A 24,964-nucleotide genomic window follows, 5' to 3' on the forward strand; every position below is an offset into this window, starting at 1 on the left:
CCGAAATTCACGATACATTTTTTTATCCTGATTACGTTTTAAGGCGTCTCAATGTGAGAACCCAGGTCGTGTTTTTGATGATTCCTCCGATAAGATAAAGGAACAACGGAACTTCTTTGGGGGAATGACCGTGACCAAGTTAATCTTTGCACTCACGTTGCTGATGGCACCGTTTGCTTCTGCTCAAGTTTTGAGTGAGGCAGGCTTGTTCAATCGTTGCTACTCCCATTTGACCGGGAAACCGGTGCCTTTGGGGCACGCGACGATGGCGCAGATCCGTGCCGGTAAAATCAAGGCGCTGGACGCCTGTAATTCTTTGTTGGACAAGGCCGAACTGGATGCCTCCGGTCCGTTGGTCAATCGTGCTGACAAAGAAGCCCGTGCCGTTCTGAATACTTTCTATAATTTCCACCGCACCTGGTTCACCGCCAACACGATTGAACAAATCCAGGAATACAATGAAGAGATGTCCCGCGGGACCATGGATATTTATGATTCCACAGAGCCGGGTCTGGCGCTGACGCGTGCGATGTTTGCCCGCAATGCCCAGTACCGTGATGTGCTGACTCTGGGGCAGGGGGTGCGTGCCCAGCGTGAAGAAGACATGGCCGTGCGCAATCGCATCGGCTTTAATGTGACTTTCCCGGGCCGTCGTATTGCTGGCAACAACGGGGGGCTGGATCAGAATCTGTTCAACTTCCGTGCGATGTCCGGAGGTTTTGACGGCAACTCGGACACCACTCAAGCAATGTTTGTGACGTTGCCAAAAATTGAGGTGGGGGAGCTGGTTGGTGTGCGCATCGCTACTGATAATGCGACCATTCCCAACCTGTCTTTGCAGCCGTTGGGGGCGGACAAACGCGGCAGCGATCAGCCGGGTTTGAATTTCAGTTTCAATCTTTTCCAGACTCAAGGTGGCGGTGTGCTGGGCACACCTATTTATCTGATGCTGAACTATGGACATGGCCGCGGTCTTGAGGCCAACGGTACCACCAAGGTTCCGCGCCGCTGGTCCCAGACCAACATGGAATCCTTCCTTTGCGCTGAGCTTCCGGCTTTGCGTGAAAACGATATTCGTCAGTATGTGGTGGGGAATTCTTCCGCACCATTCAGAAACTCCAGTAGCTGCGTGATGTGCCATGCGACTTTGGATCCGATGGCGTACACTGCCCGCAATGTGGTTGTGGGGAATTCTGACTATGCGGCATTGAGTGCCGGCGGCAGAACTCATTCCAAAACCGCTTTGCATCTGGCCACTTACCGTGCCGAGTTTTCTTCGGTAGCGGGTTGGCCGTCAGAACCAGTGGCGAACTTCCATCGTCAGACCCCGACGGGACGTCTGTTCTTCCGCTCCATGACGGGATCTTTGATTGATCGTCCGGTGACGGGCATCGCTCAGTTGGGTGCGGCGATGGCTGAAACCAAGGACTATTACTATTGTGCAGCTAAAAGATACTTCCAGTATTTCACCGGAATCACGGTTGCTCTTTATGACCGTTCCAATCCGATGAACGAAGAATTGAATAAAAAACTATCCACGGAGGCCGTGGAAGACCGCAAGTTCGTTGAAGCTCTTGGGGAAGAGCTTCAGCGCAACCAGTCTGTGCGCCATATGGTGAAACAGATCATGTCTTCCAAGTACTATCGTGATGTGAATTATCGGGAAAAATAATCCGGGGGCATTATGGGGGACGGAAAAAATCTGACTCGCAGGGGCTTTATCGCAGGTGGTGCGGTGGCCGGGGCAGCGGCCCTGGTGGCAACACCTTATGAAAGACTTCTGAATGCTCTTAGTACAGGCTTTATTCATCAAGCCCAGGCTGAAGCAACCGGAAATCTGGGGGCCCGCAACTATATCAACATTCTGATTGCCGGTGGTCCGATGCGCTACACGTTTGATGCGTGGATGCGCACAAATCCGTCCGATGCACCTTTGGAGTTTAATCCGATGGTGGCAACAAAGTTTGTTCGTTCTGGCAATAATGTCGTTGGAACTGAATACGCGACGTTCAACTATAACGGCGTGATGGTTCCGCACATGTTCTCGCAGTCTGTGACGACATCAGCAGGTGCCAAGGCTTTGACGGAACTATTGAACAACATGCTGGTGATCCGTGGATTCGGCACCGGTTTTGACGGTCACCCCTTCAATGCCACGGTTCAACAAGCACCGGTGGGCGGGGTGTCCTCGGTCATGGGGCTTGCGGCGGACTATTCTCAGAAGACTTTCGAAGCAGTCGAATGGCCGCAGCGGGGCGCTTATGGGAACTATGCGTCCATGAACGGCAAGGCTTTGAATATTCTGACCGACAATCCGTTGAAGTCTTTGCTGGAGGGGTTCGGTGGTCCTGCGGCAGATCGTGCCAAGGGGCGCAGCCTGAAAGACCGCAACCGTGAAGCTTTTGATCTGGCTCAGGCGCGTTTGCGCGCTTATTCGCAGTCTGAATTTGCGGGCTCGACCATTCTTTCCAAAAATCTTTCCAATGCTTCTGATCTGATGAAAAAAGGCATTGGTAATATCGGTTCTTACTGGGATGGGGCCGTGGCCCGTTATCGTTCCGTGATTGAAGCCAGTATGCGCCAACAGGGCCTGGTGGGTATCAATGACGTGGCGATGATTTCCAGTCAGAATGAACTCTGGCGTGTTCATGTGGCTGATGGCAACCGTGGTCTTGTGGTCAGCAGTGACTCCGATCTTCGTGATTCGATCAAAACGATGACATCTCCGGGCTCATTGGCGGAAGGTTTGGCTTTGGCTGAATACGTTTTGAAAGAAGGCCTGGTCAGCACCATGAATCTGCAGATGGGTGATCCGGACAGTCTTATGTTTAAAGACGCAAGCAATGGTGTGACGGCCAGACATATGGCCATCAAAGACATGCACGAAACAGGGGCTATCCCGGGTGTGTTGATCACGACAGCGTACTATCGCGGCCTGTGTGCCGGCATGCTGGAGCTTATCGAACAACTGAAAAAATCCAAAGTGAACGGTGTGGACCTGTGGTCTGAAACCGTGATTCAGGTGATTTCTGAATTCAACCGCACGGCAAGAACCAACGGTTCAGGCAGTGACCATGGTTTCAATCAGATGGTGACCAGTGTGTTCTCGGGCGCAATCCAGCGCGGTCCATTTGTTGTGGGTAACATCTATCGTGCTGGTCACGGTGGCGGCTACGTCGGCACTCAGGGACGTGCGGCACCGATTGATGGTTACAACCAAAAAGGCATGCCGTCTCCGACCATGGCGGCATCCACAGTGACAGCACTGTTGCGAGTTCCAAAAAATCCATATGAGAATCTGGCTGAACCACTGATTCGCCTGAATGGCGATCAGCTGCAGATTCTTAAAGCGGCGAAGCTGGTGGGGTAAGAATAATGATCACAGCCAAGAACAAAATATTTGTGCTGCTATTATTTGGAACCGTCCTGACTCAGATGTATCAAAACTGTGGTCAGATGGGCGAGTTCGCTGTTCTGGATCAGGCGTCATTGAATCTGGATATGGGTTCAACCGGCGGCACGGATCAGTCTCACCCCAGTCAAAAAGATGTGACCCTGCCGACTCAGAAAGTTCAGGTGGTGAACCGCGAATACGTGGCTTCTCTGATGCGCGAGGTTTTCACCCGTTCTTCCGGGCCGGTCCCGAATCTTGAAAGTCTGCTGGAGCAGTGGATTATCAGGCGCGGAGCGCAGTATGGTTTGGGCTGCAATCCTTACAGCACTTACAGCGGCCGTGATTGCGGTGGCGACATTTCAAATGCGAATCTGCCGATTAAGACCGATGACAACACTGTGCGCGAATCCTTCCGTGTCCAGTTTTGTGAAAACGTGCTGGGAATGGATGAAGGTGTGAACGCGATTCTGGAAAAGATCTCGAATCGTCCGGCAGCGCCAACGGCGGATGCCGTTCGCCAGGTGTACGGATTGTTCTATCGCGGTGATGGAGCGTCGGACATTATCGTGGCTAGCTTGCTCGACTATGACAAAGCTTTGGCGCTGAAAGGGGAGTCGGCGATGGAAAGATGGCGGGCTCTGGCTCTGCAAGTGTGCGAATCACCCGGTTGGCAGCTGCAATAGAATCTTAAAATGCTAAAAAAGACGATCCCCGGGATTCCAAAGAATCCCGGGGATTTTTTTTAAGACAGCCTTTGAAGGGATCACAACAAAGGCACCTTGGAGGAGGAACCTCCGCTGCCGATGGAGACCTGCAAGGGAAAATCTGGGGAGACTCTTTGCAGATCCACCGAGAGCAGCGGAAAATCCGGAATTACTTGATGTATTGGATCAGGTCGTCTTCAGCGAAGCGGACCTTCTTTTGATTTTGTAAAGCATCTTCCTGGTGGCGGTAACCCAGAGCCACAGTGGCCACGGATTTCCAGCCGGTGCCCTCAAGGCCCAGGATTTTGTCGTAAGCTGCGGGATCGAAGCCCTCCATCGGAGTGGCGTCAATTTTCAGCAAGGCTGCGGTTTGCAGCAGGAATCCCATGGCAATGTAAGCCTGACGCTGGGACCAGACACGGATTTTTTCTTCCGGTGCTTTCACCAGATTTTCAATCAGCATGTTTTTGTATCCGTCCAAAGCTTCCAGAGGGGCGCTGCGGACGTCGGCCACGCGGTTTATGAACTTTTGTACGAAGTCAGCATCCATCTTTTCTTTGTAAAGGAAGACCACATAGTGGCTGGCGTCAGTCACTTGAGTTTGATTCCATGAAACCGGCTTTAGTTGATTTCGAACTTCCGGGTTTTCAATGACCAGGAACTTCCACGGCTGTACGCCGTAAGAGGAGGGCGCCAAAGTCAGGGAATTACGCAGGGTTGTCCAATCGGCGTCCGAGATCTTTTTGGAGGCATCGAACTTTTTAGTGGCGTAACGCCATTCCAGGGCATCTTGAATCGTTTTATGGGTCATGGGAGGGGCTCCTTTAATTGTGTCAGATACAGGCACAGTATGCCGTGGTTGGAATTTAATTGCAACAGTAAAAGATACATTTAAGGAAACCTCGGGTCTTATGGGACTTAATTCCTTGATATTGTTTATTTTTGAGGCTTAAGGTAAGATCTAGACATGGTTGATCAAAGGTTTTCTGTCTCAGTTCATATTATGACCGCCCTGGCTTATCACAAGGGCGATCTAATGACGTCTGAAGAATTGGGCGCGAGCATTCGCACCAATCCGACGGTGATCCGCCGTTTGATCTCCAAACTTGTTGATGCCGGACTTCTGACGTCCTTCAAAGGCAAGGCGGGCGGCGTGAAGCTGGCCAAAACCCCGAAAGAAATTTCTCTTCGTGATGTCTATGTGGCGATCACTGACAAGAAGCTGATTGCGACTCCGGACAAAGAACCATTCAAGAACTGCGTTGTCAGCTGCTCAATGAAAAAGCTGATGTGCGAGCTGGTGGATGGAATTGAAAACAACTCTATGGATTATCTGGGCGGGATCCGTTTGTCTGATCTGACGTCCAAAATCGCCAAATGAAGTCCGTCTATCCTGCCGAAGAAATTCGCGCCGAACGGATCACTCTGAAAAAACACAAAATTGAAATGGCTGAAACCATGTTTCAGTATGTCGACCAGGACCGCGAACGCCTGGGGCGCTTTCTGCCATGGGTGCCATTGATCGGTGGAGTTCACGATGAACGTGATTACATCGAAATGACTCAAGCGCAGTGGCAGGACTTCAAAATGTTCGACTATGGCATGTACCTGAATGATGGCGACATCTACATGGGGAACGTCGGCGTGCATACGATCAGCTGGGACAACGACCGCTGTGAACTGGGGTACTGGATCCTCGGGAAATTCGAAGGCCACGGATATGTGCGCGAGGCAGTGCTGGCTTTGGAAAAGGTCCTGTTTGAGCTTGGATTTTATCGAATTGAGATTCATTGTTCAGGTCTTAACAGCCGCAGCAGCTCTGTAGCTGAAAATTGTCAGTACAAATTCGAAGCCCGGTTGCGGCATCACGCTGTTGAAAACGGCCAAAGACGAGACACTCTGGTGTTCGCCAAACTCCGTGATGAACGATAAAAATCGCGAAATCGAAGAACTTCATCGCAATGCTTGCGAGTCCGGAAAGGACTCCTATGTCGATCCTGCGACAGGATACACTGTTTTTACTGAGTATTTTCACCTGAAGCGCGGTCACTGCTGTGGTTCAGGCTGCAGACATTGCCCATGGAAAAAGAATAGTCAGAAAAATCCAAAAGAACCCACCGACCGGACGTAAGTGTTGAAACCTTCGGCATTTTCGCCGAAAGAAAAACACTCAATTCTGTTTTTGAGCCACCGAAAAGAAGATCGTCACTGTTATGATTTGTGCAGGTGGGGTGCGTTGGTATGTCGTTTAATTATCAAAAAAACAAAGAACATTCGAGCGACAGTTTTTGGACGTCGTATTCGGATTTATTCTTGGGTTTAAGCACGATCTTCCTTCTTTTGTATGTCACATCCAGTTTGCGCACGGGCACTGATGCTTTGCGCGGCCAGGTGGAAAACCAGAAGCTCTCCATGAAAGTGGAAGAACTGGAAAGCCAGCTGAAGATGTACGAGAACGTGAAGAATGAGTATCTGGCCGGACAGGCACCTAAAGATGAGGTGCAGGAGTATGAAGAGCTTATGGACAAGCTGACATTGCTTCAGGAGGACGCCAAGACTGAAAAAGAGCGTCTGATCCAGGAAGCCCGTGAAAACGGGGAAAAGGTCAAGGCTCTGAACAAGTACCAGCAGATGGTGCGCAATGTTCTTAATGCCAACAAGATGGCCAAGTCCAAGCTTATCAATCGTGATGATCTGATCAAAGAGCAGGACGTGGAAATCGAAACCCAGGAAACCGAAATTGCTGATCTGAATAAAGACATTCAGAACAAAAAGCAGCTGATCGCGCAGGGTGAACAAAAGATCGCAGTCACACAGGCGCAGTTGCAAAAGCGTCTGACCGAACTGCGTGTGGCCTACAAGAACAACAAGCTGTCCAAGCAGTTGTTTGAACAAAAGATGGCGCAGGCCCGTGCTGACGGCAACCAAAAGGTGGCCCAGCTGAATCAGGTCAATGCTCAATATCAAATGCAACTGAACCAGGCCAATGTGCAATTGGGTCAGGTGCAGGGTGAACTTTCCAAAACTCAGGGGTTGCTGGCGCAGAAGGAAGACGAAGCGACCCATCTGGCGGGCGCTTTGTCCCGCACCAAGGCTGAAGCCGGTGCGAAAATCGCAGGACTGCAACAGGGCTTTGCGGAAGAAAAAGCGGCTTTGGCTGCTGGCTTTGGCAAGGAAAAGGCAAAGTTGCAGGGTGCTTTGAGCGACACCCAGGGGCAGTTGGCGAAAGCACGTGCTGAAATTGAAGCGCGTAAATCCGTGGCGGGTGAGATTCAAAAAGGTTTCGCCAAGGCAGGGATCAAAGCTGATATTGATATGCAGACGGGCGACGTGGTTCTGGATTTCGGTCAGGCTTACTTTGACAGTGACTCCGACCGCCTGAAACACGAGATGAAAGGTGTCCTTGAAAAAGCGATGCCGATTTATTCCCGCTCTTTGTTCGGCAACCCAAAGGTGTCGGATAAAATTTCTGCGGTGGAGATCATCGGTTTTGCGTCACCAACATATCAGGGCCGTTTCGTTGATCCACACAGTTCCAAGCCGGCGGACAAAGCCGCTTTGAAGTACAACATGGATCTAAGCTATCGCCGTGCGAATTCCATCTTCAGTTACATGCTGGATGAAGGAAACATGAGATTTGAACATCAACGCGAACTATTGGCCCTTATGAAGGTTTCCGGACGAAGCTTCCTGGAGGTCATGAAGGTGCAAAATCGCAACGTCGCCACAGCAGCCGAATTCTGCAAGCAGAACGACTGTAAGAAGGCGCAGCGGGTAATCATCCGCTTTAACATGGATCAGAAGAAATAAAAGGGGTGGGTTGTGACAACGAAGGCATTTGCTGAATATTTTATTATAAGTTTGCCGTATGTGATGGGCGCCGTCTTTCTGGTCGGTTTGTTCTTCCGCGCGGTTATTTACTACACGGTCCGCCGCCATGAATCCTTCGCGCGTGAATTTGAAAAACGTGTGAATCGTTTCATCGAAGCGGAAGTTCCCGGTAAAGTCGAGAACGTGTCTTTCTATGTGCTGACCAAAAAGCTTTTGGAAAGAACCTATTACGAAGTATTTGAAATCCGCGACCGCATGAAACGCAGAAAGCCCGACAATGTGATGTCCGCCAGTGACCGTGTGTTCCTGGTTCGTCAGGGCTGTGCCTGGCTGGTGAAAGACATCCTGAAACAGGTGAAGTTCCTGCGCTGGACGGATGACAATCCAAAACTTTTGAATATCACCAAGGCGACTTTGCAACATAATCCTTGTTTCAATAAGGTGTTTGGCGTGATCCCGATGGTGGGTATGAACGACTTGATCTCTATTTTGCCAGGTCTGTTTGTCGTGGCGGGGATCCTGGGTACCTTCATCGGTATCGCGGGTGGTTTGCAGGAACTGGGCACGATGAATCTGCAGGATCTGGAAAACACCAAAAACATCATGGATCGTTTCCTTCACGAGATCTCTTTCGCGATGAAAACATCCATTGCGGGGATCATCTTCTCGTTGATGGCCCACGTGGCGAACGTGATTCTTTCCCCGGAAAGAGCTTACGTGTCCATGATCGACCGTTTCGAGAGCTCTTTGGATTTGTTGTGGTATCGCGCGGACAACAATAATTTCCCAGCTCATGAGCGCCCATTTGATGAACATCGTGATGCCGTTGAAGCTTTGGCCGAAGATGCCCTGAACAAGGAAATCGGAAAAACTGCGGCGGTGGTCAGAGGAGCTTAATTGAACAAGTTTATAGTCACAATCCACAGGAAGGATCAGGTGCTAAGCCGTGAGGTGAACAAGGACTCGTTCACCATGGGCCGCTCTTTGGACTGTGACTTGTCCTTGAACGACAACAATATCAGCCGGGTTCATCTGGTTGTGAGCCGTCGTTGGAATCAGATCTGGATTGAGGATAAAAACTCCTCCAACGGGACCTATATCAATGGCACCCGTATTGTGCAGGGGACCCCGGTGAACGTGGTTCCCTCGGATCGTATTCAACTGGGCCGGTCTGAATACATTCTGAACCTGGATCTTTTCGTCGAAGAGCCAGCACCGGAACCAGAACCCGAGCCGTCGATTTCTCAATCCGCGGCAACCGTGCCGGAAGAAGAAGACGCCCCACTGGAAGCCACGGTGGCCATGCCGGCACCTAACATGGCACCTTTCCAGGCGGAAAAAATCCTGCACGAAGCCAAGCGCAAAGCCGCGCAAATCATCATGGAAGGCGAAACCCAGGCTGAACGCCGGGTGCAGGTCATCTATCAGAAAGCCCGCGAAGCTCAGGCTCAGGCTGAGCTGTTCTATCAGACCCGCATGGCAGAAGCGCACAAGGAAGCGGATGCCATCTTGGCGGACTTCCAAAAGCAGGGGCAAAGCCTGCTGCATGAGGCGCGCAATATGTCCCAGGAACTGCGTGAAGAAGTCGATTCTTACGTTCAGAGCCTGCGCCAGAAGGCTCGCAAAGACACTGAAGACATCATTTCGGAAGCCACACTTGCGGCCGAGAAAATGAAAGACGAAGCCATTGCCCACGGTCGTGAGCTGGCCCGTCAGGAAAGCGAAGCGCTGCTTAAAACCAGCCGCGAGGAAGCGGACCGTATTCTGGATTTCTCGAAACTGCAGATCGAGGAAACTCAAGCCCGTATTCGCACGGATCTGGAAAATGCCCAGGAACTGAATCAGCGGACTTTGCAGGAGGCCCAGGCTGAAGCCGAAAGACTGCTGAATGAATCCCGCATGCAGATTCGCGATGCGGAGGCGCGCTTGCGCGAAGAATCTGAACAAGCCCGCAATGACAATGCTTCTTTGATAGCCACAGCCAAGGAAACCGCCGACCAGCTTTTGCAGAAGGCCAAGTCCGACTGTGAACAGCAGATTCAAATGGCGAACGAAAAAGTTCAGGAAATCACGGCTGTCAGCAATGAAAAGCAGGCCGTTTTGAACGAACTTATGAATAACGTTGCGGCCCGAACGGCGGAACTGCAAAAAGCCACTGAAGATTTGAGCAAAACCCGTACTGATAATTCCGATCTGCTGTCGCAGGTGGAGAAAGGCCAGGCTTTGCTGAAAGAGCTTCAGACCTCCCATGCGGATCTGGAAAAGCAAAAAACCGCCTTGGAAGCTTCTTTGAAAGGTCTGCAGGAAAAGCAGGCCCATCTGACCATGGACGTGCATGACATCGAATCCAAAAAGAATCATCTGTTTAAGGAATACGATGCGCAGAAGATCTTCCTGAACGAAAAGCTGGAAAAAGAAAAGACCCAGATGGCGAAGTCCGAAGAGGAGCGTCTGGAAGAAATGCGTCTGGATATGTCCAAGCGCCTGCAAAAGATGGAGCGCGATCTGCTGGATGACGTGATCCGCAAGAAGAACTCCCTGGTGAAGGACATCCACTCGGCTATTGAAAAAGAGATCGTGATGCTGATGGAGCCTGAAAAATGGCGCAATATCAGTCAGTCCGTTGAAAACCATATTGCCGAAGCCATCGACGGCAAAGTGGCGACCTTGTCCCAGTCCTCAATGAGTGAAAAACCGGTCGATCTGATGAAAAAACGCAAAAGCGAAAAGCTTCGCTGGGTCACCATGGGTCTTGCCATGGGAGCGGTAGGGTATTTCGTCAGTCAGATTGTCGTGGACCGTGTGGTGAAAGACCAGACGCCGATGCAGACGATGGTCAGCAACGAAGCGAAGAAACGTCAGGACGATCTGGAAAAACGCAAATTCAATCCTCCGCAGGCGGAGGAGATCAAAGACTCTTATACAGATGCGGTTATTTACACGCGTAACTATATGGATATCTATACCGATGCCCAGTTCCAGCAGAAGCTTTACAAGGCGGCTTCCCAGTATCTGCTGAAAACCTGGCGTGTGGATGAAGACAAGTCCATTCAGGTCATTTCATCCGCCAATGCCCTGGTGAAGGAACTGGCCGACAAGAAATCAAAAATCCATCCGGACTTTATCAAAGAAGGCATCGAAAAGATGCGCGAGCTGGAAAACCAGACTTTGTCGCGTATGAAGGATGTCCTGGGTACCGAAGTCCGCCTGGAATCATATCGCCGTTTCGAGCGCAATTTCTATAAAGAAGAAGTCCAACGCCGCCGCATGGCCAACTATTGATATAACGGCACTTTCATTTGGCGGATGATCTTCCAGTACTCGGCAGGTTTGTCTTTCTGGGCATTTTCACTGAAAAGATATGCATTCAGCTGTCGGGCCTTGATGGAGTCATCCTCGCCCAGCTTATAGAAATGTTCATAGATGATCTCGTGCAGAATCAAGCCCGCTTTGCCGCGCTCGGATAGTTTGTTCCACAGATCCTGATCTACCAGGAACCGTTTGGAGGCGGCGGACGCCTCTTTTTTGCGGATCGCAATCTGCTGTACTTTGCAGGCTTCATCTTTGGGCTGGAACAGATGTCGGGAGTCTTTGATGTCCGCCAACGTGACTTCTGATTTGAAATCACTTTCATCGATAAACTGACCCAGACGACGGACATAGTTTCGCGACTGGGTCGGGCTGAAGCGGGACAGATTCTTCAGAACTTGCTCTGCAATCTGCCCGTAACTTGCGGTGCTTTCAAAGTCGTGCAGGACTAAAGAGGACTCGTAAAAGTCCAGCAGCTCTGTTTTTTCGGGACAGGTGACAACGTCACCTCCGTTGCCGACGCGGTTGCCACTGGAAAAAGCCGAAAAAGAAGTTGCCAGAATCAGGAAGAAAAAGACTATTTTCATAAATCACTTCACCAAAAAGTAAGTTTGTAATCCAGGGTCTGGCCTTCGATGGTCTTCAGCTTCAGATGTGCCTGCTTGCTGATGCGACCACCGGGCACATTGATCAGAACCCAGCGTTTGGCCAGACTCATGGACGGGACGCTGAATGGGGAGTACAGATGAGTTTCGGGAACGCGCGCAACGCCTTGAGCATTGGCTTTTGCTCCTTGAACTCCGTCGACTACCGAGTAAATCGCTGCACCCGAGTAGGCGGCGGTGCCCACCGCGGTCAAAGCATCGCTATTTGAGATAACGCCCGCAACGATGAGGGCGCCTCCGGTCAAAGCAGTTAAACCGACACCGACACTTTTATTGTGCAGACCCATGCGGCGTTCTTCAGCTTTGGCTTCGGCCCAGGTCACCAGGTCCTTGCCGACTATAATATTGAAGGGTTCGTTGTCAGCATTGGACAGATCCAGCTCGGCATTGTCCACTCGCAGCCATTTGCCATCTTTGCTGACAAAATTGATTTGCAAAAGCAGATTATAGTCATCGGAAAATTCACGAATGATATCGGCAGACACTTCCACATTATAGGGATTGGCCTGATCGACCGCATCTGCTGTGGCCATTTTTTCGCCCTTGATGGCAAGTTCCTTACTGGCGCAAGAAGCCAGCAGAAGGCAAAGAAGAATGTACTTTTTCATGATTGAGTCCTTTCAAGTGAGAACAGCTGACATGCGATAATAAAAATCTCTTTTGAATTCGGGGTCTGCAGAAACTCAGCCAACTGATCCTGAAATTCTTCGACCATTTTACGGGCCTGAGGAATTTTGGCGGGATCGGCCGCGAAGGTCATTGCCGAAAAATCTCTTTTGTCTAAAGGGGTCTGAGGCATCTTGGTCAGGGCCAGTTCCAGAACACTTTGGTGATAGCTTTGAATCGCGCGAGACGGGACTTCGCTAACCACATTCAACGGTGCAGATTTTTGCTTCAGAGCTTTGCCGTCTTCGATGATATCCATTCGGCGCAGACGCTCCAAGGCTGCGCGGGCGTCACTGACTGAAATCCCCAGGCGATCGGAAATCCAGTGAGGATCTGCCTTGGCTCCGCGAATTTTTCCCAGGCTGAGAATCGCGAAGTGATACCATTCCGAAATCAAACGGAACTCATCTTCCTGCAACTGTCTTTTGGCGCGTTCTTGGGGAGGCGTCTGCGCTTTTTCCAAAAGTGTCCGGGTGAGTAGCGAACGCTCTTCTTCGGGGGACAGGTGCAGGCTGCGGGAAATCGTGCCCAGAACTTCAGTCGTGAAGTTACGTTTGCCGGAAAGAAGCTGCGAAAGCTGCGCTGGGCTGATGCTTAAGCTCTGAGCAAAAGCCCGCAGCGAATAGTTGCTGTTGCGCTCTTTGCGGCGAGCCAGTTCATCTTTCAGAAGCGTGATCGCATCGTTTGTGTGTTTGTTGGATTGTGTTTCCATAGACCCAACCTATTTTAGGGCAGTTCCGGCGGTCAACGACATGTTGTAAACAGTGTTTCAGACTTTGAAACGCTGGGAAAATGCTCTGGTCTCGGCTTCTAAAATGCGGTACATAGGTTGTGTTTTCTTATCTTAATGACGCACATTGTTGCGGAGGTTCATTTATGATGTCACCTGGGCATGCTCAGCAGATGGAAATTTTGGTGGGGGCTATCGTTCTTATTTTCGCGGTGATTGTCGGTGCTCTGATCTTGGGCATGATGAAAAATGCGAAAAAACGTGAACAGCTGCGCGCACAGGAGCTTTCTCACGAAGCCAAACGCGAGATGCCGACAACTTCTGAACAATCAGAAGAACATGCGCTGGCACACATAGATTCCACGGGCAATGTGGTTTCTGATTTGTCCGTGCCGGATCTGCATGATGCGGCGGTGGTGATTGAAGAAAAGGCCGTGGACCTGGCCGTGGCACTGAAGAAAACCGAAGAAAATCTTTTCGGCCGTATTCGCAACCTGTTCAAATCTGAAACCAGCAACAAACATCTGGAAGAGATCGAAGAGATCCTTTACACCAGCGATCTGGGCCCGGCGACAGTACAGCGTCTGATGGGTGCAATTGAAGACAAGCTTTCCAAAAAAGAGCGTGCGGATTACGACACTGTTCGTGAAGCATTGAAGGAAGAAATCAAAAACATCTTCCAGGGTTCTCATTCCACTTCAGTGGGGACAGGCATTCTTTCCAAGATTCAGTTCGCGGCGGAAGGCCCGACAGTTCTGATGATTGTTGGTGTGAACGGGGCCGGTAAAACCACTTCCATCGGGAAAATTTCCGCTCAGCTGGCGGCAGAAGGCAAAAAGGTTCTGGTGGCGGCAGGCGATACGTTCCGTGCAGCAGCTGGCGGGCAGTTGAAAGTCTGGACTGACCGCGCTCAAGTTGAGATTTTCTCTCCGGAAGGTGTGACTGATCCAAGCGCGGTGGCCTTTGATGCCGTAGCCAAGGGCAAAGGTCAGGGCTATGACGTGGTGATCGTGGATACAGCGGGTCGCTTGCACACTCAAGCCAACCTTATGGAAGAAATCAAAAAGATGAAACGTGTGATGTCCAAGGTGATCCCGGAGGCTCCACACGAGACCCTGATCGTTTTGGATGCGAACTCGGGCCAGAATGCCTTGATGCAGGCTAAAGAATTCCATAACGCCCTGACTTTGACCGGAGCAGTCCTGACTAAAATGGATGGCACGGCGAAGGGTGGCGTGGCTGTGGGCCTTGCGCAAGAACTTCATATTCCGATCAAATTAATCGGCGTGGGTGAGCGAATTCAGGACCTGCGCACGTTTTCTTCGCAAGAGTTCGTAAACTCTCTGTTTCAATAGCGTGGCTCGGGGGATTGCCCCCGGGATCTGACCAATTCCTGACGTAATTCCCGGAACAATTCGGTTATAAGAAGAGCCTCAAAACCTAAAAGGGGGCTCTTATGAAATCCGTCGTTCTTGCTTTTGTTCTTTTGGCATTGCCAGCTGTTTCCCAGGCTCAAACCTGCTTCCGTGCCACTGAGGCTTTACCTGACGGTGTTGCCTCTGTTCTATGCGTTGATAAAGTCCTGCTGACGTCTGATGAAAAGCAACTGGAGTTGGTGGGCCAGGATTATTCTGTACCGGCATTCCTGGATGTGGTTCATACCAGCCGTCACAATGAAGACAAATTGAATTTTAAAGCTCAAGGTGCCTTGGTCGATATCTGGCAGAGCGGTTGTGGTGAAGGATTGTCAGTAAAGCTGATGGTGAGTGGCCGAACTGAATACGGAGAAATTTATCCTCAGTCCCTGAATGTATCTGTTGAAGTGGCACAAACCAATGACACCTGTCACTCCGAACCTTCGAAATACACAGTTCCATTTGCTCTGATCACTGAATAGTCTTAACGACTATTTCTGATCAGCGATGCGCTGAATATGATCTGACTTGTAAACATGAAAGCCCGGGTGGAAGTTCAGGGTGGCAATAGCCATGGCCCGGGCAATTGTGTTGGCTTTGATGGCTCGGTACTTTTTCAGCGGTCCTACCATCAGTTTGTTCAGAATTGGACTGAGTTTCTGGGCGATGTCTTCGCCGGTGCGTGATTCTTTGCGTTCACCCAAAATCAATGAAGGGCGGAAGATCTCAATCTGCGGGATTTTTAATTTTCGCAGTTCGTTTTCCATTTCTCCTTTGACCCGGTTATAAAAGATCCCTGACTCGGCGTCAGCACCCATGGCTGAAATCACCAGGAGTTTCTGGGCGCCACAGGCTTCGGCGACCTTCGCAAAGCTGACCACATATTCGTAATCCACTTTGCGGAAAGCCTCTTGCGAGCCCGCTTTTTTGATGGTGGTTCCAAGACAGCAGATAAAAACCCCGGCCTTCAGCAGATCCTTGCGCTGGTCAAGGCTGTCAAAATTCAGAATGATATTTTCGACGTGGGGAGGAATGCGGCCCATTGGGCTGCGCGAGACAGCCTTGATGGAGCTGACTTCATCAAGGTGGGCTAAAAGCAAAAGGAGCTCGTGTCCCACGAGCCCCGTTGCACCTGCAATGCAGATATCTGTTGGATAATTCATTTGCCGGTCATCTCCTGATTTTCAGAGGACGACTAGTTGTTGCCGCCTCTTCTTGTTGTATCAGATTCGTTTTCAGTTCTGTAGACGATCTTCGGAGGATTGTGTTTGCCTGAAGTTGCCAGGAACTCAGGAACAGAATCTCTGAAGTCCGCCAGACCGCTCACACGGATCACGCCTTTAGTGCGTGTTCTGTCCGGATGTTTGTAGTCGATGAAGCGACCTTCGTCCACCAGGAAGTAACCGGTGAAGTTTGTTTTCGCAGCGTCTTTTTCCCAGCCGGAGTCAATTTTGTAACGGTCACCGGATTTGCCGGAAGCCGCTGATCTGCCATAGTTCAACTCGTTGGCATTTGGGTACTGGTCCACATCATATGTACCGCGTTCGATCACGTTTTGGCCATCAATTACTGGAATAGCCTTGTCGATGATGTTTTTCGCGTCAGCTGACAAACCACCGCTTCTTTGAGCGCCATCAGTCAACAGGATGTAATTCCAAACCATTGGCTTTTCAAAGTTGTGCGCATAACGTGGCAATGGAGTTGTCTTCTTTTTGAAGATACCAGTGATCACTTCCGCCTCACGAGTGGATTCACGAGCATAGACACGGTAAATATCAGTGCCCGGAACCAGGATGGATCGCAAGTAAGCGATCGCACGGTTTTCCAGACGAGTACAACCAGCAGAACCCGGGTTGGAGAACATGTTCATGAAGAAGCCGCGAGTCAGCTCAATCGCTGCTGCGCCGTCTTTACCCCAGCCCATTGTTCCGTGCATCCACTGATAGTTCATACCGTTGATTTCATCAGCCGGAGTGATCTTGGCAGCATACCAGCCGAAAGCTCCATAAATAGTGGAGTTGCCCTGAGCGTCGTCAACCATCCATTTACGGGAGCTGACCAGCTTGGACATGCCATCTGTGATCGGACCTGGAATCGTTTTCAGATCCTGACCGGCTTTATACCAGTGAGGATAGTGACCTTGACCATCCTGATAGAATTTAATCCACTCAGAGATACGTGCGTGGCCCAGCCAGGTTTTGAATGCATGAGGATCTGTTTTAGTACCCTCTTCCGGACGACCAACAACCATTTCGGTTTCCATCACCAGCTTATGGGCGCAGCTTGGGGATTCTGTGCAGCGCTCATAAACACGGGTCTTTTCCGTAGCGACATTCTGAATCACAAAGTATTTGGAAGCTGCAGTCTGCAGTTGTTTCGCGCTTAGATAGTCTTTTGAAACGAACAGTTCTGCAGCGGCATCCGCTTTAACAGAGGCGGACTTGATGATTTTGATCTGAACCAGCGGCGTGGCTTCATTCAGCAGATCATAGATTTCAACTTCATCATTAATAGACAACTTGCCAACAATGTTGGAGGCCGTGGTCGAATTGCTGCTACGAACATTCAGTGCATCCGCAGAGATAAAGTATCTGCCACCCACTTGCAGGCTGGCTTTGGATAAGCCTACCGCAGCGGCATTAACACTGGCATTGGCATCACTGGAACTGATTTCCTGTGCAACCCCCAGCATAGGAGAGCTGGCAATCAACAAACTCAATACTGCAGAGCAGAGTCGGCGTGTAGTAATTTTTGTCATGAACGTCCTCCAGAAACGTATATCTATTAAACTTATGTCATTGACTCAAACCCTCTCAGCAAGAAGCGTGACAGCCCCCAGACCTGCGGTATTTTTGAAAGGATTGTTTTCAGCCGTCAAACTGTTTATCAACGGAGCCCTTTTTGGGCACATGGAGGTTTCATGAAGATGAGAAAGTTTTTGCTGTTGAGTTTGATTCTTCTGCCAGGATTGGCGGAAGCTCAGACGACTTCCAAAGCATGGCGCATTACCAAGCCATCGTGGACAGCTGCCGATGAACAGCGTTTTGGAGAGTTCGTCACCCGTTTGGGCAATGCCGTGGAAAATCGCGAATGTGAGACGGTGGATGCGTGTCTGCGCAGCACAGCCAATCCTTATGCGGGGACAGATCCGGCGGATTTGCGCCTGTTTGCTGACTGTGCGGATCTGCCATATTATCTGCGCTCTTACTTTGCATGGAAAAACGGGCTTCCCATGTCTCTTGTCAGCAGTGTTAATACGCTGCCGGGATCTGAAAATAAAGACCCTCGCTATTCAAAATTTGGTAATGCCGTCAGCGGTCGCTATGACATCATTCCAAGTCGCACCAGCAATCCCAACGCCGTTCAGTTGTTGAACCGAACTATTGTGGATATGACTTATTCGGCGACCTTCCGTATGATGGGTGACAAAGATGCCGCTCGTTTTACTGATTTCTATCCGGTTAAGCTCAATCGTGAAGGCATTCGTCCGGGCACGGTGATCTATGATCCCGCGGGACATGTGGCGATCATCCATCGCGTTTCTGATGACGGACGGATTTTCTATATCGACTCTCATCCGGACAACACTCTGACTTCGGGAATGTACACGCCGAAATTCACTCGCAGTTTCCCGGGTCATGGTGCCGGATTTAAAAACTTCCGTCCGTTGGCATTGCAGGGGGCAACCCGCAGAGCCAATGGTGAATACTATGGTGGTAAAATCGTCGGGGCTTTGAATACGCAGCTTGCCAATTTCAGTGTTGAACAGTTCTATGGCAATTCACCGGACCCAGCCGGGGAATGGAACAAAGGTAAATTCCTGTATCGTGGAGCGCAGTACCCGTACTATGACTATCTTCGTATTGCGATGGCCAGTGGTGATTTAAAAATTGATCCGCTTCAGGATATGCGCGCGATGGTGGCAGATATCTGCGTGAACTTGAAGGACCGCGTGGTGGCGGTGGATATGGCAGTGAAAGCCGGCGTGGATCGCAAGCCGCATCCAGAGCGTCTGCCGACGAATATCTTTGGGACGACAGGAGAATGGGAAGACTATGCTTCTCCGTCCAGAGATGCCCGTCTGAAAGTGGGCTTTATGGATATCTTGAATCAGTCGCGCACGCTGGTGCAGCGTCAGCGTTCAGGCGATCCGGCGATTGTATATAGCGGCGCCAATATCGCCCTTGATCTTTTGGCGACTTACGAGCGGGAATCCCGCGCTTGTCAGTTCGTCTATCGCAATTCGGCGGGTGGTTCTGTGACGTTGAATCTGGAAGAAGCTCGTCAGCGTGTCTTCGACATCAGCTTTGACCCGTATCATTGTGTGGAGCTTCGTTGGGGGGCAAAAACCCCGCAAGAGCTTGCGACATGCATGGATGATGAAAACAAGCGTCTGTGGTACGACCGTGAAAGATGGTTGCGCAATCAGTGGGAGCGTCGCTATGACGCCCGCATGGACTATTCTTTGGATGAATTGACCGGCCCGAAACCAGGTGCCGGGATCGCCCAGCCACCGGATGTGGATATCATCCGTTTGCTGAATTCCCTGAGATAGCCACTTAAAGGGCCCGGTTCCGGGCCCTTTCTCATCTTGAGACACTTTCAAAGTGGCCGCCCTTAAATGTCTCTTTGGATAGTGTCTTGACGGCCAAAGGCCTTTCAAAAGCTCATATTACGGGTATAGGGCTTGCAAATATCGAAGATGATGGAAGTGTCACTTCGTTTTGCCATGTCTGGATTGCTTTGCCTGTTGCTGATCGCAACGGGAGGGTGTTCCTTTAAAAAGGACCCGGCAAAGGGGCATGCTCCAGTGACCTTTATCGAAGAACAGGCCCTGCCTGAACACGTGGCAAGCCTGGATGAGGTCATCGCCGGGGATGACGAGGAAAAGGCCATTGAAGCCCTGGTTCAGCGTAAAGACGAGCTGGCAGCTCTGTCCCGCGGTGGTGCGGTGAGTGCGCTGGATCTGGCGATTAAACACGGAAAACAGAAGGTCGCGCAATTCCTGCTGATCAGCGGGCAAAGTCCGTTCGTGCTGAATCAGGAAAGCCGAGAGAAACTGACCTACGATGCGGCGATGGGAAAGCTGATTGAATCAGCTCAGCTGGACGGGATGATGGATATTCTGCGAAGCTATCCGAAGAAAATGCAAAGTGGGCTTGCTCCAGAGACCTCGATGCAGAGGTTCCGTGATCGTATTAACGAATACAAGCTTGGATATCGTGGTTGTGAGAAATTCGCGAATATGCTTATGGAGCGTGAGTACCTCAATCGAGATCCGTCCATGCCGGGTCTTTATTACGAAGTCTTTGATCAGATGAAGCCCCGTGAAGTATTTAATACCTTGTTGAAGGATACCTCCTGCTCGGATGAAACTCAGCGTTTCTCGACTGAGTTAATTAATAAGTGGGTGGGGTATGAATATCTTTATCAGTTCCAATCAAGCTTCAAGTCCATCGACTTTATCAAGTCTTTGGTGTCCATGCGCAAAGGGGCTTCGTTGGCCGTGGTTGTACCTTCTGGTGGCTGGCATCAGGATCATCTGGGTTTGATTTCAAGTCAGGTGAAAGTCAGTCCATTGGCTATGCTGATGCTGAAGCGTGATTGCTTTGCCAATGAAGGCCAGCGCGACGAGTGGGTGGAGCTCGTGCGCGAGCTTATGCAGCAGTCTGGAGAGGACTATTCCCATCCTTATTATATGACCGACAACAATCCGGAGGGGGAGAACGCCTGTCAAGGGGAGTCCAAGTATTGCTCCCACTATTATCGCAATGTGCAAAGTCTGTATGCGATCTTCCGTTTCGCCAATTCGCAGAGCAAGCTGATCGAGACAGACTTTTACTCTCTTTATACGGGCGAGCGTCGCGAGTTTGTGAACGTCCCTTTGGATAAATTCAAAGCAGAAATCTGCACTGAACCCAAGAGGAGGACCTACTGATGAGGCACCTTCTGGTTCTTAGTGTATTGATGTTTTTAGCGGCTTGTTCGTTCGACAACGGCAAGTATGCACCGATGGCTAAAACGGTTTCCGCTGAAAAAGAGATGACCCAAAACCAAAAAGACCTCGTGGCAGCAGCCCGTCTGGGCAATTTGGCCCTGGTTGAAAAAGGTATTTCCAATTTAAAAGTGCATGAGTTTTCCTTTGCTGGCTTTGCAGAGACACCCATGGGCGTTGCCATCGCGGCCGACAACCTGGAAGTGGTTAAGATGCTGTGGGCCCATTCTGTGGACGCCTTTAATCTGGGGGCAGAGCAGGAAAAATTTGAAAGGCAGGTATTGAAGTCCCGCCTGCAGGAGCAATTGCGATCTTTGAAGCACGTCAAACGTGCTGAGTCAGTTGGATCGGCACTGAACAAGTCCGCGTCTTTGCTTGCAGCGGAGTATGGTAAAAAGACCCAGTCAATCCTGGAACAGGTGACAAAGTCAGATTTCGCGGCGGCACAGGGCTTGATGACTCGCACAGGGATTTCTTGTCAGTTTGTGCGCAATCATATTGTTCAGGATTTGCAGGCGGATATGATCAAAGAATCTGCGCTGATGGTGAAGTTCCTGAAGCAGATGAAGTGCTCTGCTGAGATTTCTTCTTCAGAGGTTCAGCTTCTTTATGAAACTGAACTGATTCGTCAGTTTCAAAGATTGTTCAATGATCCAATTTTGTTGGGGTATTTGAGTCACAGCCCGAATTTAAAAACGACTATGTGGAATATTGATGACTCGGGTCTGTGGATGTCTCCGACATTGTTGATGCGGATTTCCTGGTCTCCGGACAATCTGGACCGTGCGGAAGGCGTGTGTCCTCCTCCATCAGTGGAGGGTCAGAAAAACTGTGATTTCTTTGATGATCTTGAGTTTGGTCCCGCAGACTATCTCGCTGAAAAAGCCGGTATACAGAAATCGCGTTTTGAATTGGTATATACAAATAAGGGTGCCATTGTCGGCAGCTATCGCCGCTTTGCTCGGCAGGTGCGTCGCGTGGAAGGGAGTCATGATCCGGTTTTTGAATATGCATCTATGTACTTGAATCGCGTGCCTTACTATGGTGTTTTGGGCACTCCCTATCAAGATGAAAATGGCGTTACTCAGTACAGGGAAGAGAAGCTTCCGTGGACCGTCGGGTTGCAGCAGCTTCTGGAAAATCGTTTCTATGAAAGCGACAGTTTCGATGAGTCCCAATGGGAAGAGATTCAGGAAGCTCGGCGCAAGGCTAAAGAACAAGAGGAAGCTGAGCGCGCCCAGCAGGCTGAAGGCAATGAGGAGTCTGACGAGAAATCTCCAGAAACCGGTCCGTTTGACAATATGCCTGATTTGCCAAATCCGGATGCCCCAGGCGATCTTCCTCCGCCGTCTGTCTCAAATTGAGACGGGTGACAAATTGGGGCCCCTGTCTAGTAAACATTTCCCGTACGCAAGTATAGGCCCCGTACAGCTGGCACTTTATTTGGATATAAAAGACCTGAAGAGGTTTCTATGTCTATGAAGAGCTTGTTTAAAAAGACTTTCCTGATCGGTATGTCCATGATGACTCTGGCGCCCCAGTTTGCCTCTGCGGCACTGGAGTCGCAGCTCAGTGGCTATCTGAATAAGGACCTTCAAGAAATTCCGGTTATCTTTGTCCGTGGATCCAATTTCTATCTTCATAAAGCGCCTTTGATATCTTTGTATGAAAAGCGTGGTTATTCTGCGATCTGGGTCGACGCGAATGGCAAACCCAATGCTATGGCGGCCGCCGCTCGCGAAGCTCTTCGTCAAGGAGCATACCTGCAAGGTCTGAATCCCGATGACTATTGGGATCGGATCATTGAAAACATCTATACTTCAAATACAGATGGCAGATTCGGAGCTACATTTGAGCTGGCTGTGTCTGAAGCCGTTATTCGTTATGTAACTCATTTGTCTACGGGCCGCTTCGACCCGATGGAGATTGATACTGACATTAAGATCGCCAAGAAAAAATTCACAGAATATACAGAGTTGAATCAGGTTCTGGGAGCGGTTCAGTCCAATATCAGTGCAAAAGCGCTGGTCGCAGGATTGGATAAATTTGCACCGACTCATCTTCGTTACGTGGATTTAAAACAGCTTCTGGCCTACTTCCGCAGCATTCAAAATGCAGGCGGATGGTCTCAGATCAAACTTAACAAAAAGAGCCTTCGTCCCGGCGACAAGGATGCTGCGATCCCGGCTATCCGTGGTCGCTTACAAAGTCTGGGTTATGCTGTGACGTCTACGGGTGACGTTTATGATGCGGATCTAAAGCGTGTGATTGAGGATGTTCAGGGTGTGAATAACATGGGAGTGGATGGGGTCATCGGGAATGAAGTAATGACCTTCCTGAATACGACTGTGGCTGACCGTGTTTTCCAACTTGAAGTAAATATGGAAAAGATTCGTTGGTTGCCTAAAACCATGGAGTCTCGCCATGTGTTCGTGAATCTGGCGACAACAGAATTCCAGATGTTTGATGAAGGCCGCAAGGTCATGCATTTCAAGACCATCAATGGCCAAAGCTATCGTCGTACGCCAGTGCTTCGAAATATGTTGAGTTTCGTTGAGCTGAACCCAACATGGACGGCGCCGGACTCTATTGTATTTAGAGACAAGCTGCCAATTCTGCGTCAAGGGCAGCCAGGAATTGACTACTTGAAAAAGCATCGTATGCATCTGGTGGATCGAGTTAAAAATACGGTGGTGACGCCAAGTGTGGCTATGTTGCAGGACCTTTCCCGTAGTAACTTCCCTTATTATCTGCGCCAGGAGCCATGGCGAAAGAACGCGTTGGGTTCCATTAAGTTCCCGTTGCCGAACGAGTGGTCCATCTATTTGCACCACACGGAAGATCCCAAGTTGTTCCAGGATAGCAAGAGACACTTGAGTTCCGGTTGTGTTCGTTTGGAGGATCCGTTCACTTTTGCAGCTTATATCCTGCGTGACAACGTGGCGGTGAAGTCCAATCAGACGGATGACTACTGGCCAAAAGAAAAGTTGGAATCCTACGTTCCGCCAGAAGATTCAATTGACTACGTTCCTAAGGAAAACTGGGAAAAGCGCATTCACTTGAAAGTGCCAGTTCCAGTTTACTTGATGTACCTGACAGTCGATCGCGCCCAAGACGGTGCGGTGAGATTCGTGAAAGATGTTTATGGTCAGGACGAGCGTGTGGCAAAAACAATGAAAACAGTGAGACATGGCAATGAATTATTCTAAAGGAGCCATGAATATGAAAAAGCAGCTTTGGACAGCATTGTCTGTGATTTTGTTTGCGGGTTCGGCCTGGGCGCAGGCTATGGGATCGCTGGCTGTGAATGGTGTGGGTGGTGAAAATCAGGGCTTCCGCAAAGTAAAAGCCGTTCGTTGCGACACCACCAAACGTGGGAGTTGTGATAACCCTGTGTTCTTTGATTTGAATAAACCCACTGCAGTGCCGGCGGGAATGTACATTGTTGGTTTTGAAAACTCCATCAACCCGGACTTGGTTCAAGTGCGTGAAGGTTCAACTACAACTTTGCAGTTGGAGCGAATTGATATCCCAGCAGTAATGAAGAACAACAACGTCCGTGTCTATCGCGACATGGGTAAGCTTGTTGAACAACAGAAGATCTACATGTCGATGTATCATATGAAACGTCACTTCTTCTTCTTGGATAAAGACAACTTCGATGATCTGTATTTGGCAGGCGCGTGGGAGCGTGACTATGTTCAGCGCTTTACTTATGAGGCATGCGACAACTTTGTAAAACCTTACGATGCTCCTTCGTCAGTTCTTCGTGCTGAGCAGATTTGTATTGCCTGGAATAGCGCCAGATCACCAATGGACCTTCGCGGTTTGTTCGATTTCGGAGTTGGCTACGGTGAAAAAGACGGCTCCTTCAAGCAAATGTGGGTCTCTCAACCTTCCGACATGCTGGTTATGAAACACCCTCGCTATCTGGTCGCAGTTCCAATCAAAGGCTCGACCTTTGTGTCAGTCTTCCCAGGAGCGTATCGTATTTCAGCAGAAGGCAAAGACGCCAAAGGCAACACAATCAAGAACGTCTCAATTGAAGTCGGAAACTACTCCAAATCCGGCAGTACTTTGGGTTTTTCATTGAACGTGGATGGCCTTTTCACTAACCTAGGTGAAGGGGATTGCGCATCGGCACGTACATGGGAAACTGAATCCCGTGCGTATTGCACGAGTGATGATCAGGAAGGTTGCGACCGTTCTGCCGCATCAAGCTGCACTCCCATGTAATGGGAAAAGGGAATGCATA

22 protein-coding genes are annotated in these 24,964 nt (G+C 50.1%); 16 read left to right on the forward strand and 6 right to left on the reverse strand.

Going from position 1 to position 24,964, the window contains the following annotated elements; translation table 11 throughout:
- Nucleotides 1–124 precede the first annotated feature (124 nt).
- The 3 genes from ACNQKP_RS18180 to ACNQKP_RS18190 are packed head-to-tail and all read left to right on the forward strand — an operon-like array spanning nucleotide 125 to nucleotide 4,077.
- A complete protein-coding gene (locus ACNQKP_RS18180) occupies nucleotides 125–1,672 on the forward strand; it encodes a hypothetical protein (RefSeq protein WP_417866693.1) in 1,548 nt (515 codons plus the stop codon).
- Nucleotides 1,673–1,684: 12 nt separating this feature from the next.
- The gene (locus ACNQKP_RS18185; protein ID WP_417866696.1) at nucleotides 1,685–3,370 is read left to right on the forward strand and encodes a twin-arginine translocation signal domain-containing protein; all 1,686 of its coding nucleotides are present in this window, start codon (nucleotides 1,685–1,687) and stop codon (nucleotides 3,368–3,370) included.
- Nucleotides 3,371–3,375: 5 nt separating this feature from the next.
- Nucleotides 3,376–4,077: a hypothetical protein gene (locus ACNQKP_RS18190; protein WP_417866698.1), complete on the forward strand. Its 702-nt coding sequence runs from the start codon at nucleotides 3,376–3,378 to the stop codon at nucleotides 4,075–4,077.
- A gap of 190 nt (nucleotides 4,078–4,267) precedes the next feature.
- Here ACNQKP_RS18190 and ACNQKP_RS18195 read toward each other — a convergent pair whose 3' ends face one another.
- The gene (locus ACNQKP_RS18195; RefSeq protein ID WP_417866700.1) at nucleotides 4,268–4,909 is read right to left on the reverse strand and encodes an NAD(P)H-dependent oxidoreductase; all 642 of its coding nucleotides are present in this window, start codon (nucleotides 4,907–4,909) and stop codon (nucleotides 4,268–4,270) included.
- 156 nt (nucleotides 4,910–5,065) lie between these two features.
- Here ACNQKP_RS18195 and ACNQKP_RS18200 point away from each other — a divergent pair, with 156 nt between their 5' ends.
- The 6 genes from ACNQKP_RS18200 to ACNQKP_RS18225 all read left to right on the forward strand — a co-directional run bounded on the left by ACNQKP_RS18200 (nucleotide 5,066) and on the right by ACNQKP_RS18225 (nucleotide 11,211).
- Nucleotides 5,066–5,479, forward strand: a complete 414-nt coding sequence (locus ACNQKP_RS18200; protein WP_041577192.1) for an RrF2 family transcriptional regulator — start codon at nucleotides 5,066–5,068, stop codon at nucleotides 5,477–5,479.
- Nucleotides 5,476–6,030: a GNAT family N-acetyltransferase gene (locus tag ACNQKP_RS18205; RefSeq protein ID WP_417866702.1), complete on the forward strand. Its 555-nt coding sequence runs from the start codon at nucleotides 5,476–5,478 to the stop codon at nucleotides 6,028–6,030. Before ACNQKP_RS18200 ends, ACNQKP_RS18205 begins: the two co-directional genes overlap by 4 nt.
- Entirely contained in the window at nucleotides 6,020–6,229 is a 210-nt protein-coding gene (locus ACNQKP_RS18210; RefSeq protein WP_080558984.1) for a DUF5522 domain-containing protein, read from the forward strand. The genes ACNQKP_RS18205 and ACNQKP_RS18210 overlap by 11 nt, the downstream gene beginning before the upstream one ends.
- 182 nt (nucleotides 6,230–6,411) lie before the next feature.
- Complete coding sequence (locus ACNQKP_RS18215) at nucleotides 6,412–7,908, forward strand: microtubule-binding protein (RefSeq protein WP_417866705.1); 1,497 nt, start codon at nucleotides 6,412–6,414, stop codon at nucleotides 7,906–7,908.
- A 12-nt stretch (nucleotides 7,909–7,920) separates the two neighbouring features.
- Nucleotides 7,921–8,826, forward strand: a complete 906-nt coding sequence (locus ACNQKP_RS18220) for a hypothetical protein (protein WP_011163683.1) — start codon at nucleotides 7,921–7,923, stop codon at nucleotides 8,824–8,826.
- Nucleotides 8,827–11,211, forward strand: coding sequence for an FHA domain-containing protein (locus tag ACNQKP_RS18225; RefSeq protein ID WP_417866708.1), 2,385 nt, complete (start codon nucleotides 8,827–8,829; stop codon nucleotides 11,209–11,211).
- Here the strand turns inward: ACNQKP_RS18225 and ACNQKP_RS18230 are convergent.
- The 3 genes from ACNQKP_RS18230 to ACNQKP_RS18240 are packed head-to-tail and all read right to left on the reverse strand — an operon-like array spanning nucleotide 11,205 to nucleotide 13,281.
- A complete protein-coding gene (locus ACNQKP_RS18230; protein WP_417866710.1) occupies nucleotides 11,205–11,825 on the reverse strand; it encodes a hypothetical protein in 621 nt (206 codons plus the stop codon). The genes ACNQKP_RS18225 and ACNQKP_RS18230 overlap by 7 nt on opposite strands.
- Nucleotides 11,826–11,833: 8 nt before the next feature.
- Nucleotides 11,834–12,511 carry a hypothetical protein gene (locus ACNQKP_RS18235; RefSeq protein ID WP_417866712.1) on the reverse strand — a complete coding sequence of 226 codons (678 nt, stop codon included), beginning with the start codon at nucleotides 12,509–12,511 and terminating at the stop codon, nucleotides 11,834–11,836.
- On the reverse strand, nucleotides 12,508–13,281 hold the full coding sequence (locus ACNQKP_RS18240) for a TIGR02147 family protein (protein ID WP_417866714.1): 774 nt from the start codon (nucleotides 13,279–13,281) through the stop codon (nucleotides 12,508–12,510). The genes ACNQKP_RS18235 and ACNQKP_RS18240 overlap by 4 nt, the downstream gene beginning before the upstream one ends.
- Nucleotides 13,282–13,445: 164 nt before the next feature.
- On the opposite strand from ACNQKP_RS18240, the gene ftsY reads away from it, so the two are divergent.
- Together ftsY and ACNQKP_RS18250 are read left to right on the forward strand one after the other, a co-directional pair.
- Nucleotides 13,446–14,654 (forward strand): signal recognition particle-docking protein FtsY, encoded by a 1,209-nt coding sequence (gene ftsY / locus ACNQKP_RS18245; RefSeq protein WP_417866716.1) that lies wholly within the window; start codon nucleotides 13,446–13,448, stop codon nucleotides 14,652–14,654.
- 101 nt (nucleotides 14,655–14,755) lie between these two features.
- Nucleotides 14,756–15,196, forward strand: coding sequence for a hypothetical protein (locus tag ACNQKP_RS18250; protein ID WP_417866718.1), 441 nt, complete (start codon nucleotides 14,756–14,758; stop codon nucleotides 15,194–15,196).
- Nucleotides 15,197–15,205: 9 nt separating this feature from the next.
- On the opposite strand, the gene ACNQKP_RS18255 is transcribed toward ACNQKP_RS18250, so the two are convergent.
- Both ACNQKP_RS18255 and ACNQKP_RS18260 read right to left on the reverse strand, forming a co-directional pair.
- Nucleotides 15,206–15,877, reverse strand: a complete 672-nt coding sequence (locus ACNQKP_RS18255; protein WP_417866720.1) for an oxidoreductase — start codon at nucleotides 15,875–15,877, stop codon at nucleotides 15,206–15,208.
- Nucleotides 15,878–15,909: 32 nt separating this feature from the next.
- Nucleotides 15,910–17,472, reverse strand: coding sequence for a hypothetical protein (locus ACNQKP_RS18260; RefSeq protein WP_417866722.1), 1,563 nt, complete (start codon nucleotides 17,470–17,472; stop codon nucleotides 15,910–15,912).
- A 162-nt stretch (nucleotides 17,473–17,634) separates the two neighbouring features.
- On the opposite strand from ACNQKP_RS18260, the gene ACNQKP_RS18265 reads away from it, so the two are divergent.
- The 5 genes from ACNQKP_RS18265 to ACNQKP_RS18285 all read left to right on the forward strand — a co-directional run bounded on the left by ACNQKP_RS18265 (nucleotide 17,635) and on the right by ACNQKP_RS18285 (nucleotide 24,945).
- Nucleotides 17,635–19,269, forward strand: a complete 1,635-nt coding sequence (locus ACNQKP_RS18265; RefSeq protein WP_417866724.1) for a hypothetical protein — start codon at nucleotides 17,635–17,637, stop codon at nucleotides 19,267–19,269.
- A 147-nt stretch (nucleotides 19,270–19,416) separates the two neighbouring features.
- Entirely contained in the window at nucleotides 19,417–20,652 is a 1,236-nt protein-coding gene (locus ACNQKP_RS18270; protein WP_417866726.1) for a hypothetical protein, read from the forward strand.
- Complete coding sequence (locus ACNQKP_RS18275; protein WP_417866728.1) at nucleotides 20,652–22,073, forward strand: hypothetical protein; 1,422 nt, start codon at nucleotides 20,652–20,654, stop codon at nucleotides 22,071–22,073. Before ACNQKP_RS18270 ends, ACNQKP_RS18275 begins: the two co-directional genes overlap by 1 nt.
- A gap of 108 nt (nucleotides 22,074–22,181) precedes the next feature.
- Entirely contained in the window at nucleotides 22,182–23,918 is a 1,737-nt protein-coding gene (locus ACNQKP_RS18280) for a L,D-transpeptidase family protein (RefSeq protein WP_417866730.1), read from the forward strand.
- Nucleotides 23,919–23,931: 13 nt separating this feature from the next.
- Nucleotides 23,932–24,945, forward strand: coding sequence for a hypothetical protein (locus ACNQKP_RS18285; protein WP_417866732.1), 1,014 nt, complete (start codon nucleotides 23,932–23,934; stop codon nucleotides 24,943–24,945).
- Nucleotides 24,946–24,964: the final 19 nt, after the last annotated feature.

The organism is Bdellovibrio bacteriovorus, assembly GCF_048286975.1.
Taxonomy (GTDB): domain Bacteria; phylum Bdellovibrionota; class Bdellovibrionia; order Bdellovibrionales; family Bdellovibrionaceae; genus Bdellovibrio; species Bdellovibrio bacteriovorus_H.